Raw genomic sequence first — 19,014 nt, 5'->3', positions numbered from 1 at the left:
GGACGCTCAGTGACATTCGGTGATACGGACAGGCAATTGTGAGAACGCGCTCCTGAGTGCCGTTGGCCGTTGTTTTTCCGCTTTTTTAGTGCCCGTTTCCTGCTGCGCCACGGCGTTGTCATTCAGTGCCTGACGGAGTTCCTGCCATTGATGCCAGTTATCCTGTATCGCATTCTGCGAACCGACCTGATAACGCACCATGACTTCGCTGATGCCCAGCGCCGCCAGTTGTGCAGCCTCATCCGGGAAATCTTCCGCTTTGAAGCGGTGCTGTCCGTCGGCGATGTCGTGCAGGAAATCCGGCCAGGCCGCGTCGCCAAAGTAGTCGTAAGTCAGGTCAAAGCCCGGGAATTTGATCACCAGCGTGGCGCGGCTGCAATGCCCCGGACGCCAGCGGAATGCCGCCTGTTCGCTGAAGTTCATGCTGTTGAGTTTCCACTGTTGCTCATCGCAGAACAGCGTCAGCCCGGTGCCTGTCGGCATCAGCCGCGCGCCGCCCGGAATGGTGGCTGGCAGGCTTTTAAGCGTCAGTTCCAGCGGTTTGGCTTCCAGTGCCGCCATCTGGGCTTCGAGATCGGCCTGTTCCTCTTTCAGGGCGGCCAGCGCATCGTCATCGCGGGTATTTTCACGTTCCGGCATCGCCAGCACGTCATCCGGACGCAGCACGTGGTTCACCATCCGCAGGAATTCCGGCGTCAGGCCGGGCGTATGTCCGTTGAATTCACCGGCCCGGGGTCCACCGTCACCGACAACCAGCACACTTTTCGCCGGTCCGCGGATAAAGTCAGACAGGTATTGCCACGCCTGATCTTGCTGATCGTCGTATTCCAGACGGCTGGCGTTATTTTCCATCGGCCACAGCACCCGGCTCTGCCATTGCTGCTCCAGCCAGCAGGCAGAACGTTGCATGGCCTGCGCCACCAGCCAGTGCGCATCGCTCTGATACAGCGTCCATACCGCGTTGGTGGCAAAATCATCGCGCTCGGCAGACAGGCTTTTACGCAGCACGTTAAAACGGCTGTCCAGCAGTTGCAGCGGATTGCTGTCGCCCGCGGCACCGGTCTGGAACAAGCCGCGCGTCAGCCGGTCGCTGCTTTTCGGCGTGGCGAACACGTCGGAAACCGCCGCATGCACGCTGGCTTTCCACGCATTCCAGTTCTTCACATTCAGATCCGAAAGCACCGGTGTCAGCGTTTTGCTGTAAATTTTCAGCAGTGCTGACATTTTCTTCTGGATGGATTGCTGAATCTTACTGATGCGCGGCACCAGCGCCCCCGGTACCGGCATAGCCTGTAACTGATTTAACCGGCGCAATTCACGCAGCCAGAGCACGGCATCCTGAGCACGGATGTCGTCCAGTTGCTCACTGACGTAACGGGCAAATTTCATCGACGGGCTGTGGCCCTGATCGAGCGCAATCAGCGCGGTTTGCCACTGTTCACCGCTCAGCACCGGTGCCGGTTGCTGGTTCATCGCCAGCATCATGGTCATCCATTGGGTCTGGCGCAGTGCAGGCCAGCGTTGTTCAAAGGCTGCCAGTTCAGGCATCGGAACCTGTTCATCGCCAGCGCGGCGGATCTCATCCAGCCAGCCCTGAATTTGCGCGGTGCCCTGCTTCGTCCACAGGCCGCTGACCTGCGTTTTGTCCTCAGACAAAGGCAGGAAATCGGTCAGGTTCACCGGCGTCAGCTCCTCTGACGGTGCCAACAGCCATACCATCTGCGGATCACTGTTGACCAGACGCCCCAGTAATTCACGCAGCACCACTAACTGCTTTCTGCCCCCCGGCTGCTGTATCAGGGCGCGCTGCAACACCACATCCTGCTGACGGGATAAAGGCACCGTGGCGCCCGTCATGCTCAGCGCCGCCGGAACCGGGGGCTGGGTGAGCAGTTCACTGACCGGCTGTTTTCCCCACATGGCCTGTTTGGCGATCAGGGTGCGTGCCAGATCCAGGATCAGCGCGCGTTTTTGCTCAGGCACCGCCTCGGTGAACTGTTGCTGGTAGTGATCCGCTGTCTCGCGCAGGTTCACATTGTCACGCGGTGTCATCGCAATAATGCTGGCTTCAAGCTGCTCATGACGGTGATGAAGCACCGGCACAAAGGGTAAATAGTGCAGCGGATGACGGCGCCAGCCTTCGATATTCTCAATCTGCTGAACCTGCGCCGTGGTCTCCATCAGCGCCGGTGTCCCTGCGGTAAGACGGCCGGTGAAATAACCGGCGATCAGCAGATAGGTGATCGCCAGCGCACTGAAGGTCATCGCGCCCCATTTATGCAGATAACGGCGGCCAAACCCGACAGGTTCGACTTCACGCTGACGACTTAACGTCGGCAATAACCGCGTCATCAGTTCATGGATAAAGAAAGCCTGACGCGACGCGCTGTTTTTGCTGACCGGCTCGGTGGCGGTAAACCAGATCCCGCCCAGTGCCGCAGGCTGAAAGTAAGCGTCCGGCTCACACAATGCCGCCAGATAGCGTTGCAGCGCCGGTTGCAGTTGCGGCAGTTGTTCCGGGAAATCCATCAGCGCCAGCGTATTGGCATCCGGTTCGCCACCGGAAAGCATGCTGACGCGTACTTTATCCAGCCCGTCTTTCACACACCTGAACAGCGGATCCAGCAGTGCCGGATCCTTGCCATCGACGATCGGTGAACTGCGCCAGTAATACCCCAGCGGCTGCTGGCGTTGGGCGGCCGAAAGCTGACGGGTCCAGTGGCTAAAGCCGGGCATGCGGTCACAGCAGGTAATAAACAGGTATACCGGCAGACGGCGTTTGACTTTGCTGACCAGCGGCTCAATCTGCGTGCGGATATGCCGCGCATGCAGATGCAGATCCGCGTCATCTTTTTCCAGCAGTTCGCTGACGGACACGCACACCACAATGCCTGCGGGCGCGGGCAGACGTCCGCACCAGTTCACCAGCCGCAACCAGCCGCGCTCAAAGGCCGGGGTTTTATTCAGAAACTGGCTGGAGAGATCGAGAAAACCCGCAGAGCGGAAGAACCACCAGCGTAAGGTACGGGTCGGCACCACCAGCGAACTTTCCGGCTCATTGGAAAATAACGGCAATCCCGCACCAGCCATCAGCGTCGTTTTACCGCTCCGCCCGCCGGTCAGGACAAACCAGGGGATCGGCTGCTTGCGCCGTCTGATGCGTTTAATGACCGCGGCACCGGTTTTCCAGTGCTCGAATAACACATATTCCAGCCGGGTAAGTTTAAATTTCGCTTTCAGGCCGGAAATATATTTCGCCTGTGCAATACCTGAAACAGAACCCCAGACAAAGCGGACCAGTAAAACGGCAATAATAACGATCAGCCACAATGCGAACGCATGCAGCAATGACCGTTCCAGAACCACGGACATGACGACACAGACAATAAGCAGCAGACACAGGAATAACGCCCATGCGGCAAAGGAAACTAATTTTTTAAACATAGTGTGTTATCCGAAAAATATCCCTAAGCCGGCGAGCAGCATTAATAAGTAAATAGCCAGCGGCAGGGAAAACAAAAGCCCTTTACGCTGACGCAGTCGCTTCTTCACCGCTTTATTTTTTTCACCGCCACCGGCTTCCTGCTCTACCAGCAAGGCGTCGTTCGGCCACTGACGCCACTCTTCCGGCAGACACTGGCGTTCATCATTAATCCGTTGTTGCAAAAGCTGCGCATCCTGAGAGGTGTATTTCCCGTGGAAACCCATCAGCAGACAGAACAGATAGACCATTCTCAGTTGGGTATTATTTTTATCTGTCTTATCGAGCCGTTCGAAAAACGCCTCGCCGCCGACAGAAATATCAAAATAATATTTTTGCAACAGACTGCTGCGCCATTCCTTCACCCACTCTGCGCGGGAACGTAATACGCGTTCATCGACCCACAGCACCACGGAAAAATAAGCATCTTCACATTCAGCGGTTTCGTGATGACGTTCTGATTCACGCAATGCCTGCTGTAATAACGTAATGCTTTTTTCACGAAACGCGCTGTAATCCGGATATTCCTGCGGATCAATAAAAAATGCCGTTACATAGCGGAACAGCGGTAAATAACAATTGAGTAAACTCATCATGAGGGCACCACAAATATCACTTGTACCTGAAGGTCTTCCGGCATATCAGGCCAGTAGAAGGAAATACTGCTGTGCTGCCGGGCTTTGCTCCACAGTTCGCTGTCCTGTTCGACCAGGAAATAGTGCGAATCGCTGCGGTTAGGCACACCACGCGGAGGCTGCACGCAGCGTGTGACCGGAATACCCGGCAACGCATGCTGGATCAGCGGTTCAATCATCTTCGGCGAGGCCAGTTTGATGCCGCCCGGATTTTTGATCTGACGGTTTTCCATCGGCATATTGGCGGAACGTAACAGCAGCAGTACCGTCTCCGCATTTTTGCTCTGCGTACTGTCAAAGCTGCCGGTGAACACACCCTGAAGATCGTTCTCCAGCGTAATGTAAGTATTGTCTTCAAGTACCAGACTGTTCAGCAGCGTAATCAGCGTCTTACGGGCGCTGTCGAAACAACTCAGCAGTTCATTATGGTTGTAGGCGTGCAGCGGGTTTTCGCCATCGTGCCACTCCCCCAGAAAGGAGCAGCTGTCATTGAACGAAGAGAGATCGCCCACCAGCTGGCACAAAATGTTGTAGACCTGCCACGGATGAACCTGACGCGCCTGGCAAAAGTTTTTCAGTTGCGGCAGCACCCGGTTAAGGGAGCGCATCGCCAGCAACTGCGTCACCTGATCGCCACGATCGGCGTCGCTGACCAGCCGCTCTGAGCGTTTGTATTCCTCAAGCTTTCTGGCCCGCGCACTCAGTTCGAAGTAGATGGTGTCAATCATCTTGCCGAGGCTGAACGACCCGAACAAAGTGACGGAAGGCGGCGAGAATGTCGGATCGAGGATCACCCGTTCGTTTTCGTAACGCAGGCGGGTCAGCGGAATGCATTCGCAGTCAACCGCATCGTCTTTTTCCACGTCTGTCAGCAGCCTGACGTTATAGCAAAGGCGGGCGACCGCAGCGTCCGGCGCATGGTCATAGACATCTTTCATCACCCGCTCTTCGCTGGTATTGATCCAGCGGGTAACGGCGCGGTCGTGCTCTTTTTCCAGCGTGGTGACGTTGCTGTGCAGCGGATCGAAGCGGCGCACCGCCAGCCAGAGGGTCAGCGGCTGATCGCGTTGCTTCCAGATTTCACGAAAGTTGCGTTGCTCTACGCGGCTGTTGCCGGGCTGCGACAGCAGGGTGCCTCCCGGCAAAATGCACCGGATCTGCTCAACGCTGATCACATAGTCGTTCAGCGCTGCGTCGTTAATGCTGACCTCAATCAGCCCGTGATTATAGGGCTGCGCCAGACGCAGATGTTCTGCCAGATTCCATTCGTAATGCAGATCCAGCGACTGAAAGTGCTGCGGTTGCAGGTAAAGTCCGGAATGCCAGTAGATCTGCTGTTGTTCTGGATACATTATTTTTTCTCTCCGGCAGCAGGGACATCTGAGCTGACAATGCTTTCACTGCCTAACGTGACAGAAAGCGTGAGCGGCGTTAAATGCGCCTGCCAGACCGGCTCCCACCAACCTGTGCTTTCAGCGGCCACCGGGACTTCCGCGCTGACCATATGTTTTTTCACCGGGAAGGGATAGTAGCCCGCGACCAGCGCCACATTGCGGGTATCCTGTGCGCGGTCGATATGTACCGTGTTGGTTTGCCCCGGCATCATCACGTAACGATCCACCTGCAAAACATCCCCTTCGCTACCGGCACCGGCAAACAGACTTTTCAACGTTGCGGGGTTGCCCAGTGTCTTATCCAGCGCAGGTTTGTCTTTGGTTTGCAGCAGCAATACCGTACAGCTGTTGGGCATGTCGTTCAGGCTGTTCAGTCCCGGTTCCGCCCGCAGTTGCAGGGTGATGGCGCCGTTGGCGAAAGGCGCGCTCACCTCGCCGACCGCCTTCTGGCGACCTTCATCGTTATCTGTCGCACAACCTGCCAGCAGCATGACAGCCAGCATCAGCCCTGCCAGTCCCGTTATCCCCCTCATTCTTTGCTATGCCCTTTCAGTACCTTGTTGATATCGCGCATGCTGCTGTCATCCTGCAACATCTCTTCCAGCCATTCGGTCAGTGTCATCGCCGCCCAGCGCGCCGCACGCTCCATCAGAAACGGCACCGGGCTTGACGGCTCGGTCTGACGGAAAAAATGGGCAATCGTCAGCATCTGGCTGATGGCCAGATCCCGCGACATGGTTTGTTTTTTGGTGTTGTTGATCAGCGAACTGACGTCAGTGTCCGGCTCATCCTCATAAGGCGTTAAGACGTTCAGCGTCATGACGTCGTCATAAGCGGGTGCCGCACGGTCAAACAGGCGTTTCACAAACTCCTGCATTTCGGCGATGGCACTGCGCGTCTGCCCCATCGCCAGAGAATCAGCCTGCGGATTCAGCTGGCCGTAAGTGGTTTCCAGCTGATCCAGCGCGGTCACCATCTGGTTTAACATCTCGTTCTGCGCGGCGACTTTTTGCGGATCCAGCGTGGCGGCCCAGCGGTTGAACGTCTCCATCGAGAAATCGTCGTCACTGCCCCGTTCGGCGGCACTGTCCGGTTTCATCGTCACGCGGTGTTCATAGGCGAGCACTTTGCGCCAGTGATCCAGCGTACTTTCCGGCTGACCAAACAGCGGATGACAATGCAGCAGTTGCGCCAGCTGGCGATCCAGACGGTTGATCATGCCATGGCGGATCACCAGGCCGTCCTCATCCTGTTCCGGCCAGCCGTTTTGCCAGTAAGTCTGGATAAACGGCGTCAGAAAACCGACGCCCTCCAGCAGCCCCGCGATGCCGTGTTGCTGGCTCAGACCTTCGATCAGCCAGCAGGCAACCTGAAAATCTTTGCTTTCCGCCTGCAACACCTTCGTGCTTAAGCGAACGACTTTGCTCCAGTCGGCTTTTCGTAATTCCGTGGCCCATTCGCCCTGCGGCAAATAGTCAGGATCGCTTTCCCGCGCCTCACGGATCTCGTTATAGACCTGCTCATATTCCATATTGCGGCCACCGGGCTGATCGTCACTGACCGGGGCGAGCAAAGACTCAACATTCATTATCATTTCAATACACTCTATGAAATCAGTACGGTCGGACAACCCGCAACAATGGTTCCGCCATGCGCCGTGCTGTCGCCCATGCGCGCTGCGGGTTTACCGCCAATCAGCACTTTCGCGCTGCCCTTGACGACCGTATCCGGTGGCCCGACACACACCGCCATCGATCCCATCGTCGCGGCGGGCATTCCGCCAATCAGCACCGTGGGCGTACCGGGCGTGGTCACCGGCCCGCCAACGTGAGGGATCGGCGGCAGGCCGGGCGTCACCATCGGGCAAACATGCATATCGCCCACGCGGGCAGCGGGTTGTCCCATCAGTGACCTCCCTGCACGGCATGCCATTGCGCCAGTAATGTCTGTGCGCCTGTCAGAGGGGCGTTTTCCGCCGCGATCCCCACGCTGAGTAATTTCAGGGCGCAAAGCAGCATCAGTCGGGACAAATGCGCTTCAGGGTAAACCGCATCAAATTCCGCAGGCGTCATGCTGCCGTCCATCCAGAACACCGCTAAACCGAGTGCGCCAACCGGCGTATCAAAGCCCAGCTGTTCTGCCTGCTGGAAAATACGGAAGCGCCGGGCGTCATCGTGTTCCGCCAGCCATTGCCGGATGTCGCTGGCGCATTGCTGCACCGGCTGTTCTGCGGATCCCGGCTGGTTCAGCGCCTGTTGCAGCGTCCATGCCAGCAGTTTCTCTTGTGGAGAATCTGCAACCACACTGGCCAGTGCGTCTTCCCATTGTTCGGTCATCATCAGTTGCGCGGCGTTTTCAGCCCCGTTTTGTCGCGGGTTATAAGCCGCAAGCGCGTCCGGCGTGAGCAGTTTTGCTTTCATGTGATTTTTCCTCAGCCAATCATCGTCACGCCGCCATTGATCTGGGTCATACCACTCCCCTGAACAGTGACCATTGCGCCTTTAAGTTCTGCCGTGCCTTTCCCTTCGATTTTGATCGTGGTGCCGCTCAGCGTGATGCCGGAAGGAGAAAGCGTGATTTTGCTGCTGCCGACTTTCAGTTCGATCGACTGGGTGGATTCAATGACGCAGGCTTTGTCCGCTTTCACCGTGCTGCCGCCCCCGCTGATTTTTAGCTGATGATTACCGCTGGTCAGGCTTTCCTGCAGGTTACCTTTGATGTCCAGGCTGTAATCGCCCTGTTTGAGCGTCAGGCTGTCGTTCCCTTTGGTGAGTTCGGTCGTGCGGTTTTCGCCAATGGTTTGTGTGACATTTTTGGCGATGCTGCCGGTGACATCGTTTTTCACCGTCAGCAGCAGATCTTTTTGCGAGGTGATGATCAGCCGCTCTTCGCCTTTTTTGTCGTCAAAGCGCAGTTCATGCCCTTCTTCAACGTTGCCGTTCACGGAACTGCGCGAGACAAATCCGGCATGGTTTTTCTCTTCAGGCAGACTCAGCGGCGGTTTGTTTTGACCATTGAAGACCGATCCGGTCACCAGCGGATAATCCGGGTTACCGTGCACAAAACTGACCGTGACTTCGCTGTTGACGCGCGGCAGGAACATGGCGCCAAAGCGACCGCCCGCCCACGGCTGGGAAACCCGTACCCAGCAGGAACTGCCATCGTCGTGTTTGTTTTCGCGATCCCACGGGAACTGAATTTTGATGCGGCCATATTCGTCCGTATGGACTTCTTCTGATTTCGGCCCGACCACAATGGCGGTCAGAATACCGGCGATTTCAGGCTGTTTTGTCAGGCACGGCGGACGCCATGACAGGCTGTCTTTCAGCACCGTCAGCGCGTAGCTAAAATCAGGTTGCCCGTCATCAATGCTGCTCGAAGCCTGCATATGCACCGACCTGATGCGGTAATTCCCCTGACAGGACGGATGCCCGCTCAGCTGGAATTTATCGCCGCAACCTAACCACCAGGCGCTGGCTTCGGCATAGAACTGCTGATTATCCGACTCAAGCTGTTCCATTTTCAGGCGCGCGCCGGATTGCAATACGTCACGTTTTTCATGACCGTGCGCATCCACATAACTGACGCCCGGCACGGAATACTCCGCCACCACGGCTTGGGATTCCCCTTCCACACTGGCCGCCTGCACCATATTGAAACCTTTGAGCGTGACAGATGAGGCCGCCAGCGAAGCACTCGCGACCCAGCTCAGGATCCCGACGCCATCACCCCGCCCCTGCAATGGCATAAAGGGTAATTCTGCTGTTTTGCCGGACTGATGACTGGACGGATGATCGGCCAGAACCAGCGTGTGCTGTCCGGCATCGTGCTGGAAGAAGTAATAGATCCCTTCCTGTTCGAGCAAACGACTTATAAAGTCGAAATCGGATTCGCGATACTGAATGCAATATTCACGCGGCTGATACGTAGCGCGCAGGCGCAAATCAATGTGACTGATGTTCTGCTGGCGCAGCAGTTTGCACACCAGATCCGGCACGGTCATGTTCTGGAACACCGCCAGATTACGCCCCAGACGCAGCAACGCCATCCGGGGTTCCAGCGTGCCGGTGAAGGTGCTGATGCCATCGACATTGTTGTCTTCTTCGATGCGGGTCAGCACGCCATGCACGTAACGTTTTTGGTTGCCCCGGCCAATCTCACAGGCCATTTCATGCCCCAGAAAACGCCCCATCTGCGGGGTGACCAGCGAGGTACGGAACTGGATCTGATAACGGAAAGTGTCCGAAAATTGTTCATCGCCCTCGATGTGCATCAGCGTCAGAGCATCCGCGGCATCGCCGACAAACCGGATAAAGCGGTTGTCTTGTCCCAGTGATTTTGCCATTTTTTATTTTCCTTCCCGGCAGACGGGTAAACGAATTTTATGCTGGCCAGCACCCTCGGAATGCCCAAGGCATATATCCAGCCCGAGTTGCCCGCATCCCAGCGGAGTGATGATGTTCGACGTATTTTCGATCAGCAGATCAATATCAAAATCCAGCCCCTGCCCGACGTATTCGCGGATGTGCGACCACAGGTGCGGGTAGTGTTTTCCCTTCGGCAAAAACAAACCGGCGTTTTTCATCGGCACCGGCCCCAGCGTCACCGTAAAATGTGACTGCCGGTCCCAGTAAACGCTGCCGAGCATAGGCGCGGCGGCAAGCGTTTGTGTCGGTTCTCCCAGCCGGCAACACAAGGCCGGATCCATCACCTGCCACCCACCGGTAAAAGGCGTGACTTTCGCTGCCACGGCAAAACGGTGTCGTAACCAGGTTTCAATGTTGAGCATTGAGCGGACGGAATGGGCGAACAAATCCGCAAACTGCTCCTGTTGCAGAGACGGCGTGCTGGCCGCCACGCCGGATAAGGCGCGGATGGCCTGACTCAGCGGCCGCGTGGCGGTGAATTCCGCCATGGCGTAATAATGATATTTCTGCCAGGCGAGATAGCGCAGGCTGTGCAGCCGGTGGTTAAACATATCCAGAAAGGCTTTGGCCGTTTTATCGCCGTGGCGGTAATACCGTTCGATCATCCATTCGGTGTAGACCGTCGGTAACGCGCCGAGCGCGCCTGTCAGCCCGTGGGCGGCCACCTCAACCTGCCAGCGCTGCTTATCCAGCGGCGTGACCTGCGTAATGTCGCCTTTCGGCGCATCCAGCGAGAGCGGCGAAATAAAATAAAGCTGCTCTTCGAGAACCTGCTTACTGTCTTTGCCCTGCCCGCGGGTCAGCCTGCGCAACATCAGACGCACCTGCTGGAAAAAGTTATGCGGGCTGAGGATTTTGCTCAAATCCATGACAGTCTTCCCGCCCGGACCGGCCAGATACGTGCGGTTTCTCCCGGTGCGTCAATGCAGGTGACCACCCGGGTGAAACTGTTGACCGGCGCGTACAGCGCCAGAAACGAATCGATAAAGCGGCACAGCAGGAAATACTCCACCTCTTCCGCTGCCTCGCGGGAAAATGTCACGCGGATTTCAATCCCCCGCGCCATAGAACGCGGATCCAGCGGGGCCAGCCGGGTGATCACCGGGCTGGATTCGACATGCTGGATCAGGTTGATCAAGCGGCTGATGCCCGGATTATCGACAAAGTTGTACAGCGCCAGAGATTCTTTCAGCACACGGGCGCCTTCCGGCCCGCTGATCAGCATATGGTTGAGCGAAAGCTGAGAAATTAACCGCCAGCGCGTGGCCTGTTTCACCGGCGGCCTGACCGGCAGCGTCGGGCGCGTCAGTGCAATAATCTTCATGCCCGCAATCGGCAGTTCCGAATCGAAATCACCGTCAGGGTCGCCATTGCGCATGGCGGCCGGAATGTCGCGATTGGTGCAGGTCAGGTTCATGCTGACAATGTCGCAACCGGGCGCCAGGGGCTTCTCTCCCCGGTCAGAAAACGCGATAAACAGCGTGGAAGCGACGCCATGGTTTTGCATGGTTTCACGGCGCATGGATTGCCAGAACAGCCCGGTCTCTCCGTCACTGGCGGAATGGTCTAAACCAAACAATGGATAAATGGGGCGGGACTGCGTTTCGTTGCCCTGTTTGCGCATTGCCGACACGCCGTCAACCGACCAGACGTCCATCGCATCCTGATGGCGGATATCGGGGATCACCGGATATTCCGCCGTTTCGTGATCCGGCGAAATCGGTTCGGCGCGATGGGCGAAGAGATTGACCGCGGGCGTGCAGTTGAGCAAAAACAGATTTTCATTCACCGCACTGGCTATTTTTTCCAGCAGTCGCGCCATCATGCAGCGGTTGAATTTCACTACCAGCGAGAGATCATCCTGACTGCCTGCCACGACGCCCGCAGGCAGCGGCATATCAATAAAATGAAACTTTTGCGGAAAGAAAAAATAGTCCTGCAACAGGCTGTGGGTCGGTGAAACCCGCGAGTCACCCGCGAGTAAACCTTCATTTTCGCCGAAACCGACAGCCCGGAGACTCTCCGGTGGCAGCGTATGGTGTTGCCCCTGCAGGAGAACAGAAAGTGACGCCACTTCGCTGCACAGCAAGGTATAAAGAATGTTCACGATCCGGCTGGCCCCGCTGAGATGCAGCCTCAGGGAATCCGCCGCCAGTGTGGCACCCGGCCACACCGACAACTGTATTTTCAGACTCCAGCTCATGTCATCGGCATCCAGATGCAGGCTGGCTTTATGCAGGCTGACCGGCTGAAGCGTAACCGGATAAGTGGTGCGGAAACGGCAAACCTGACCGTTGACCGGACGCGAATACAAGGCCGTTCCGGCATCAATGTGGTTGCTGGCCGTCAGCGCGCTGATTTTGATATCCGGCTGCATCTGTACGACACACACCGACGGAAAAGGACGCAAAAATTGCGGCGCCAGCACGGTCAGTAATGCATCGGTCACTTCCGGCATATCTTCATCAAGACGTTGCTGGATCTGCGCGGTGACCAGCGCAAAGGATTCAATAATTCGCTCGATATGCGGATCTTCAGACGTGCCTTCTGACATCCCTAAACGGCGGGCGACTTTGGGAAAATGGCGTGCGAACGCCTTTCCCTGCGTTTTGAGGTAAGCGAGTTCATTCTGATAATAAGAAATTAATTTTTTCGCCAACATTTGAATTACTCGTTAGTCACGCAGAGAAAATTGACTGATGACATCGTCCCACATAAGCCGGTAACGGACTTCGCCTGCGAGTGTTTCGGCGTCAATGATGAAGGAACAAAGACTTCCCAGTTCTTCACCTGGCGTGACACAGACGTTTTTTAATCTGGGTTCAAAGCGCTGTAATGCAGTTTCAATACGTGATTGCATAATGGCATTGCGCTCAAGACGCGGTGTATCGCTGGCAAAAACATCACTGACGCCATAATTAAGGATCGACGCATTAATTAACGGAATATCGTCAATACGGTAACTTCGGGGGCGGGAAGACAAAAGCAGCAATATCTCATCAATAAGTGTGCTGCTTTTGTCTTCTGCCTCAGAAATATCATTCTGGTCTTTCGGATTATTATCTGATAATTGCTGCAATAAACTTTTCATCCATAAACCTTAATACAGTGCACGCTTGCGGCGTGCACTGTTGTTTTGAAAAATTACAGCTTGGTATTTTCAACCAGGTTCCAGCCCACAGGACCCTGTTTGCTGGTTTTGCCATCTGGCTCAACCATATTGGTTTCGAATGTCATCTGACCAAATACGAAGCTCAGATTTTCACTCGGGATATCGCCTTCAGAATAGGCATTAAAGTTGTAGCTGTTCAGCACACAGTTTTTGTAGGTCAGTTTCAGCGCTTCAACCAGTTTCTCGCCCTGGAACAAGGCCTTAACAATCACGATCTGCTTAACGTTGCTGCCTTGCGCAACCATATTGGATAACTGAGTAGAGGTGGTATCCATTGCTTTTGAGAATGAAATCGCATCAAAGTTAACGCCATCGCTGTTAACCTGACCGCTGGCATTATCAATTTTAGCCGAGCAGTAAACACCGAAATTCATATTCTCAACAGCGATCCAGCCTTCATAACCTTTATTGCTGACAGTACCTTTAATACCTTCAATTTGCATAAAAAGCGATTCAGTAGCCATTTTATATCCTTATTTTAACGATTATATTTATGCACCCGTCGATGCAGGAAGTTCCGCTACCAGGCGCAGCGACATGCTTAGCCCTTCAAGCTGGAAATGCGGTTTTAAATATGCAACGGCGCGATAACTGCCCGGAGAACCTGGTACATCAACAACTTCAACCACAGCCTCACGCAACGGATGGCTTGCTTTAATCGTTGGTCCTACATTATCTGAACCCACAACATATTGGTTGATCCAGTTTTGCAGGAAATTCTGGCATTCAGATTTGGACATAAAGCTGCCCACTTTATCGCGCACGATGGATTTTAAATAATGAGCAAAGCGCGACGTCGTCATAATATATTGCAACTGGCTGGACAATTTAGCGTTTGCATTGGCCAGTTCAGAATCATATTTGCGCGGTTTATTGGTCGATTGCACGGCGAAGAACGCGGCATAATCGGTGCCCTTGCAATAAATAAGCGGAATAAAACCAAGTTCAGCCAGTTCCTTTTCGCGACGGTCAGAGATCGCCACTTCTGTCGGACACTGCATAACTTTTTCGCCGGTCTGGGAAATGTAGTTGTAGGTTGGCAGGGATTTCACCAGACCACCGCCTTCCACGCCGCGGATTGCCGCGCACCAGCCGTGCTCTTCAAAAGCTTCCACCATACGGCCCGCTAAATCGTAAGCCGCGTTGACCCACAGGTAGCTGGCACCGTCGTTATTTTCGTCAATTTTCTCTTCGAAATTGAACGCCTCCACGGACACGGTTTTCGCACCGTAAGGCAGACGGCCAATGACGCGTGGCAGCGTCAAACCGACATAGCGTGAGTCATCGCTCTGGCGGAAGGATTTCCAGCGGGCATAGTCGGAGGTTTCAAACAGCTTGCCCAGATCGCGCGGACGCGGCATTTCGGAGAAGGATCCCATAGCAAACATGCCAGGATTCGCAGCACTCAGGAATGGCGCGTGGGCTGCGGCGGCAACATGGGAAATGTGCTCGAGCAACTGAACATCTTCCGGCATGCAGTCGAATTCAAAATCGCCGACAAAAGCCGAATACGGGTCACCGCCGAAGGTGCCATATTCACTTTCATAAATGCTTTTAAATAAGGAAGACTGATCAAAGTCGGAGGCTGATTTAAAGTCACGCATCAGCTCTTTCTTGGTGCAGTTAAACACGCGCACTTTGGTGTTTTCTGTGACGCTGCTTTGCACCAGTTTGTGCAGACCGCGCCAGGAAGATTCCATACGCTGGAATTCCGGAGCCTGAATAATTTTGCTGACCTGAGAAGAGAGCAGTTCATCAATGGCCGCAATGCGGGCTTCGATGCTGCCGACCAGATCATTGGACACGATGACCGCGCCGGATGCCACTTCCGACAGGAAGTTATCCAGCTGACTTTTCACCTTGGTCCGGTCGGATTCGCGGCGGATGGCCTGGGTATTGTCGATAATCTGATCAAGATAATCGCCGGATTGCTCAGCCTGGGCAGAGGCGTTCATCACCTGGATATCGCTCATTCTGCATCTCCTTTGGCGGATTCTGCGTCTTTCGCGATACCTTCGAGCAGCTCAACCAATTGCTCTTTCAGGCGATCATTGCTGGCGGTGCGGTTGCGTAAATCGCTCAGTTGCTCACGCAGTTCAAGCAGCTTGCGCAGCGGCTCAACCTGCATCACCACGTTTTCCGGAGAAAAGTCGTCCATGCTGTTGAATTCCAGAGCGACCGCCATCTGGCCTTCTTTTTCTGGCAGGGTACTTTCCACCAGCATTTCGACTGCCGGTTTCATCCCTTCCATCACATTATTAAAGTTGTCTTTATCAATGTGAGTGAAACGACGGTCACGCAGTGGCATATCGTCTTTTGCGAAATCCCCGATCACCCCCATCACTAAAGGTAATTCTTTTTTGGATTCAGCGCCGCCGACTTCAACGTCATACGTTATTTGCACGCGGGGAGGACGCGCTTTGCTCAGTTTATATTGTGTGTTACTCACGGATAAATCACCATAAAGTTTGAGGAGGTAAAATTATGCGGGGATAATAAACAGTAATTAAGGACTTTCACATATCACTCTGCTTATTATTATATTAACCACCTCTAAATAACTGAGATAAAAACATTTAAAAACAACAGGATGCGCAAGCATTCATTTTATTAAAACAGTGAATTGAGGAAAGGGAAATGATTTATCGTGACAATTGAAAAAATGCAATTTTCTTTTAAAGAATAAAAACCTACTTTATTATCCCAAGATAATTTCTGTTACATATTATTTGCTTTGAATTTTCTTTGTGAGCAGGTATTACAAATAAAAAGGGTAGGATGAACTGTAAAACGCGTTATTTTTATCCAAAAACCTGACATTTTTGCTCCGCCGGCCAAATCTCGTTTGCCGGTAGCGATCCGCATAAACATAAATTCCACCGCCAATCAGGCAGATACATTTTTCTGTCTCTGACAGGCTTGATCAGCGCCACGCTGACGTGAATACTGTATATAAAACCAGTATCACGAGAACTCAGTATGATTTTACACACTCCCGGCAGCCCGCTGAAAAGTATCACCCTGCCGTTGTTTCTGGATCGCGTCCCTTGCGGCTTCCCTTCACCGGCGCAGGATTACGTGGAGGCGCAGCTCGATCTGAACAAACTGATGATCGCTCACCCAAGTGCAACCTACTTTATCCGCGTTTCAGGCCATTCGATGACGGACGCCAATGTTAACGACGGCGATTTGCTGGTGGTCGACAGCGCCCTGACCGCCGTGCACGGCGACATTGTGGTGGCGGCGGTGGACGGTGAGTTCACGGTAAAGAAATTATGTACCCGTCCGGTATTGCAGCTGGTGCCGATGAATCCGACCTATTCCCCCATCACTTTTCAGGATGAAGCGTCGCTTGAGATCTTCGGTGTGGTGACGTTTATCGTGTACGCCACGAGATAGGCGCACCGCACACCCCGGGGTCAGATTTTCTGAATAAACCGCACTCGTGCTAAATCCTTATGATGGCAGGCATTTTTGTATGACAGCGCTGCCATTTTCATCAATAAGCGGGCTTATTAACCAAATATAGCCTGTGCTAACTTTCTTAACCAATACTATAACACCTTGAAAATACAGGTTTTTTTATTTCCGGTTTTGTGGCAGACTGCGCACCTCAATTAATAAACAGCCTTTTTGTCCCTGAAGGCCTGACTGGTCCGTTTTTATGCAACTCTATACCGTCCTCATTCTAGCTTTCGGCATGTCCATGGATGCCTTCGCTGCGGCGATCGGCAAGGGCGCATCACTGCACCGCCCGCCGCTGAAAGAAGCCCTGCGCACCGGACTGATTTTTGGCGTCATTGAAGCCATTACACCGGTTATCGGATGGGGGATCGGGCTGGCGGCCAGCCAGTTTATCATGAGCTGGGATCACTGGGTGGCGTTCACCCTGCTGCTGATCCTCGGTTTGCGCATGATTGTGCAGGCGTTCAAAAAAGACGCCAGCGAAGAAACCGAAGCGCCCCGTCGTCACGGCTTCTGGTTGCTGGTGACCACTGCGGTGGCAACCAGTCTGGATGCGATGGCCGTGGGTGTCGGTCTGGCCTTCCTGCAGGTAAATATTCTGGTGATGGCGCTGGCTATCGGTGCCGCCACCACCATTATGGCGACGTCCGGGATGCTGCTTGGCCGCTTCCTCGGCGCGGCGATGGGGAAATGGGCGGAAATTCTGGGTGGCGTGGTGCTGATCGCCATCGGTACCTCGATCCTCGTCGAACATCTCGGTCTGCTGGGCTAGGTGTTTTCCGGCGGCGACGCCGGTGCCGCGAACCAGTTATCTTTGGTCACCATCACCGCGTTTTCCGGCTGATTCACAAAATTCGGCGACATAATCTGCACATTGAATTCGTTAAAGACATCCTGAATATGGCTGTGTAATTCCGTTCTCACCGCCGCGAGGGATTCGCCCGCCCGCAGATGCACCTGCAATTCATACGCGATATACCAGTCCATCAGGCTGAGCTGGCGAACCAGCGGTTTGTGCTGCGGATCGATGCCCTGCGTGCGGCTGGCGGCCAGTTCCAGCATGGCGTGCACCTGCCGCCACGGCGTGTCGTAACCGATGGTAACGCCGGTGGTCAGATTGACGCCTCCGCCCGGATTCTGGGCACTGAGGTTGGTGATCTTGCCGCTGACCACCACCGCATTAGGCACAGTGACAACGTAACTTTCACGGGTGATGATTTTCGTCGCCAGCATGCCGATTTCACTCACCAGCCCTTCGTTATCGCCGATGCGGATCACATCGCCTTTGCGCAGCGCACGGGAATAAATCAGCACCAGCCCGCTCATCGCGTGGTTCATCACCCCGGCCGACCCCAGCGTCAGCATCAGACCAAAGAACACGCTGACCCCTTTGAAAGCCAGCGAGTTGGCTCCCGGTAAAAACGGATAGGCCGCAGACAGTGCGAACAACCACACCATCACCGAAATCAGTTTACGCGTCGCCCCGACGGTTTCCGGATGCAGCCCCGGCACCTGAAGTTTGCGGGTCTCTACCCGCCGGAGCAGTATTTTCAGCAGCTTGAGGATAAACGCGGTAAGCAGGAAGATGATCGCCACAATCAGCAAACCGGGGAACGCCGACACAATGGCCAGCGCGATCCGCTGAATGACATTCACCGACCAGTCGCCAAGGGATTCGCCCCAGACACGCGTCCACGGATACAGGCGGAACAGCCAGCTCAGCCAGAGATAGAACGCCACGATGCTGAGTAAAATCATCAGCAGCGCGTAGGCATGTACTTCCACCGCCCCCAGCAGGCTGCGCCAGCGATAGGGGATCAAGCCCTTCTTCAGCAAAATCCTGGCCGTAAAATAGGCTTTAACCCGCGACCAGGATCGAAAGGCAAGGTAATACAGCAGGATCAGCACGGCGGTGCCCGCCAGCACCTTGACGGTAGCGAGGGTCAGATACGAGGAAGAATACTGATCGATAAGCGAGGTGCGTTGCGCATTAAAACGCGCCAGCACCCGCTGCGCGGCCTGATCGAGCGTCAGGTCATCGCCTTCATCCAGATCACTTTCCGCCAGCAACATCAGCGGCTTACCATTGATCACAAATAACCGGCCCTGCTGACCGTAGCGCTGCACCGGCAGGATTTGCACCGGATGGCGCATGTCCTCCTCGCTGAGGGAACGCAGCGTATTGCGGATACGCAGCACCCGTTCCTCCGGCGTGGACAAACCGAACTTCGCCTGCAACATCACGATCGGCTGGTGGAAAATATACACCGTACGGGCTTTTTCCTGATCGGACGGTGACTGGCGCGGTTCCGCCGCCTGTGAGTGAGACACGCTGAAAAGGGCAATACATGCCAGAAAAAGAAAGACTCCGCCCCGCCTTATCAACGTCGGGATAAACGCGTTCAACCTGTTGTCGGCCATTCACAGACTCCCTGACTCT

At 54.7% G+C, this 19,014-nt stretch carries 17 protein-coding genes; 2 read left to right on the top strand and 15 right to left on the bottom strand.

The window, feature by feature from the left end; genetic code table 11:
* Window positions 1-6: 6 nt before the first annotated feature.
* From EYY67_RS05885 to tssB, 14 genes are read right to left on the bottom strand one after another with little or no spacing between them, the layout of a single operon-like run.
* Window positions 7-3,444 (bottom strand): type VI secretion protein IcmF/TssM N-terminal domain-containing protein, encoded by a 3,438-nt coding sequence (locus EYY67_RS05885; RefSeq protein ID WP_131693049.1) that lies wholly within the window; start codon window positions 3,442-3,444, stop codon window positions 7-9.
* A gap of 6 nt (window positions 3,445-3,450) precedes the next feature.
* On the bottom strand, window positions 3,451-4,077 hold the full coding sequence (locus EYY67_RS05880; RefSeq protein WP_131693048.1) for a DotU family type IV/VI secretion system protein: 627 nt from the start codon (window positions 4,075-4,077) through the stop codon (window positions 3,451-3,453).
* Window positions 4,074-5,468, bottom strand: a complete 1,395-nt coding sequence (gene tssK, locus EYY67_RS05875) for a type VI secretion system baseplate subunit TssK (protein ID WP_131693047.1) — start codon at window positions 5,466-5,468, stop codon at window positions 4,074-4,076. Before tssK ends, EYY67_RS05880 begins: the two co-directional genes overlap by 4 nt.
* Entirely contained in the window at window positions 5,468-6,043 is a 576-nt protein-coding gene (locus EYY67_RS05870) for a type VI secretion lipoprotein TssJ (RefSeq protein ID WP_131693046.1), read from the bottom strand. Before EYY67_RS05870 ends, tssK begins: the two co-directional genes overlap by 1 nt.
* Complete coding sequence (gene tssA, locus EYY67_RS05865; protein WP_131693045.1) at window positions 6,040-7,104, bottom strand: type VI secretion system protein TssA; 1,065 nt, start codon at window positions 7,102-7,104, stop codon at window positions 6,040-6,042. Before tssA ends, EYY67_RS05870 begins: the two co-directional genes overlap by 4 nt.
* Before the next feature lie 11 nt (window positions 7,105-7,115).
* Complete coding sequence (locus EYY67_RS05860; protein ID WP_095925663.1) at window positions 7,116-7,415, bottom strand: PAAR domain-containing protein; 300 nt, start codon at window positions 7,413-7,415, stop codon at window positions 7,116-7,118.
* Window positions 7,415-7,930, bottom strand: a complete 516-nt coding sequence (locus tag EYY67_RS05855; protein WP_131693044.1) for a DUF6931 family protein — start codon at window positions 7,928-7,930, stop codon at window positions 7,415-7,417. Before EYY67_RS05855 ends, EYY67_RS05860 begins: the two co-directional genes overlap by 1 nt.
* A gap of 11 nt (window positions 7,931-7,941) precedes the next feature.
* The gene (locus EYY67_RS05850) at window positions 7,942-9,855 is read right to left on the bottom strand and encodes a type VI secretion system Vgr family protein (RefSeq protein WP_131693043.1); all 1,914 of its coding nucleotides are present in this window, start codon (window positions 9,853-9,855) and stop codon (window positions 7,942-7,944) included.
* Window positions 9,856-9,858: 3 nt separating this feature from the next.
* Complete coding sequence (gene tssG / locus EYY67_RS05845; RefSeq protein ID WP_095925660.1) at window positions 9,859-10,806, bottom strand: type VI secretion system baseplate subunit TssG; 948 nt, start codon at window positions 10,804-10,806, stop codon at window positions 9,859-9,861.
* Window positions 10,797-12,599, bottom strand: a complete 1,803-nt coding sequence (gene tssF, locus EYY67_RS05840) for a type VI secretion system baseplate subunit TssF (protein ID WP_131693042.1) — start codon at window positions 12,597-12,599, stop codon at window positions 10,797-10,799. The genes tssG and tssF overlap by 10 nt, the downstream gene beginning before the upstream one ends.
* A gap of 12 nt (window positions 12,600-12,611) precedes the next feature.
* A complete protein-coding gene (locus tag EYY67_RS05835) occupies window positions 12,612-13,028 on the bottom strand; it encodes a GPW/gp25 family protein (RefSeq protein WP_131693041.1) in 417 nt (138 codons plus the stop codon).
* 53 nt (window positions 13,029-13,081) lie between these two features.
* Window positions 13,082-13,573: an Hcp family type VI secretion system effector gene (locus EYY67_RS05830; protein WP_095925657.1), complete on the bottom strand. Its 492-nt coding sequence runs from the start codon at window positions 13,571-13,573 to the stop codon at window positions 13,082-13,084.
* Window positions 13,574-13,600: 27 nt separating this feature from the next.
* Entirely contained in the window at window positions 13,601-15,082 is a 1,482-nt protein-coding gene (tssC, locus tag EYY67_RS05825; RefSeq protein ID WP_131693040.1) for a type VI secretion system contractile sheath large subunit, read from the bottom strand.
* Window positions 15,079-15,558 carry a type VI secretion system contractile sheath small subunit gene (gene tssB / locus EYY67_RS05820; protein ID WP_095925655.1) on the bottom strand — a complete coding sequence of 160 codons (480 nt, stop codon included), beginning with the start codon at window positions 15,556-15,558 and terminating at the stop codon, window positions 15,079-15,081. Before tssB ends, tssC begins: the two co-directional genes overlap by 4 nt.
* Window positions 15,559-16,088: 530 nt before the next feature.
* Between tssB and umuD the strand changes: the two genes are divergently transcribed.
* Both umuD and mntP read left to right on the top strand, forming a co-directional pair.
* On the top strand, window positions 16,089-16,508 hold the full coding sequence (gene umuD, locus EYY67_RS05815; protein ID WP_095925654.1) for a translesion error-prone DNA polymerase V autoproteolytic subunit: 420 nt from the start codon (window positions 16,089-16,091) through the stop codon (window positions 16,506-16,508).
* Window positions 16,509-16,773: 265 nt separating this feature from the next.
* On the top strand, window positions 16,774-17,346 hold the full coding sequence (gene mntP / locus EYY67_RS05810) for a manganese efflux pump MntP (protein WP_095925653.1): 573 nt from the start codon (window positions 16,774-16,776) through the stop codon (window positions 17,344-17,346).
* Here the strand turns inward: mntP and EYY67_RS05805 are convergent.
* Window positions 17,343-18,995, bottom strand: a complete 1,653-nt coding sequence (locus EYY67_RS05805; protein ID WP_131693039.1) for a mechanosensitive ion channel family protein — start codon at window positions 18,993-18,995, stop codon at window positions 17,343-17,345. The genes mntP and EYY67_RS05805 overlap by 4 nt on opposite strands.
* Between the last annotated feature and the right edge of the window lie 19 nt (window positions 18,996-19,014).

It is taken from the genome of Rahnella victoriana (genome assembly GCF_004330295.1).
Classification (GTDB): domain Bacteria; phylum Pseudomonadota; class Gammaproteobacteria; order Enterobacterales; family Enterobacteriaceae; genus Rahnella; species Rahnella victoriana.
The sequence above is the reverse complement of the archived record's forward strand: the minus strand, read 5'-3'. Positions and strand labels throughout refer to the sequence as shown.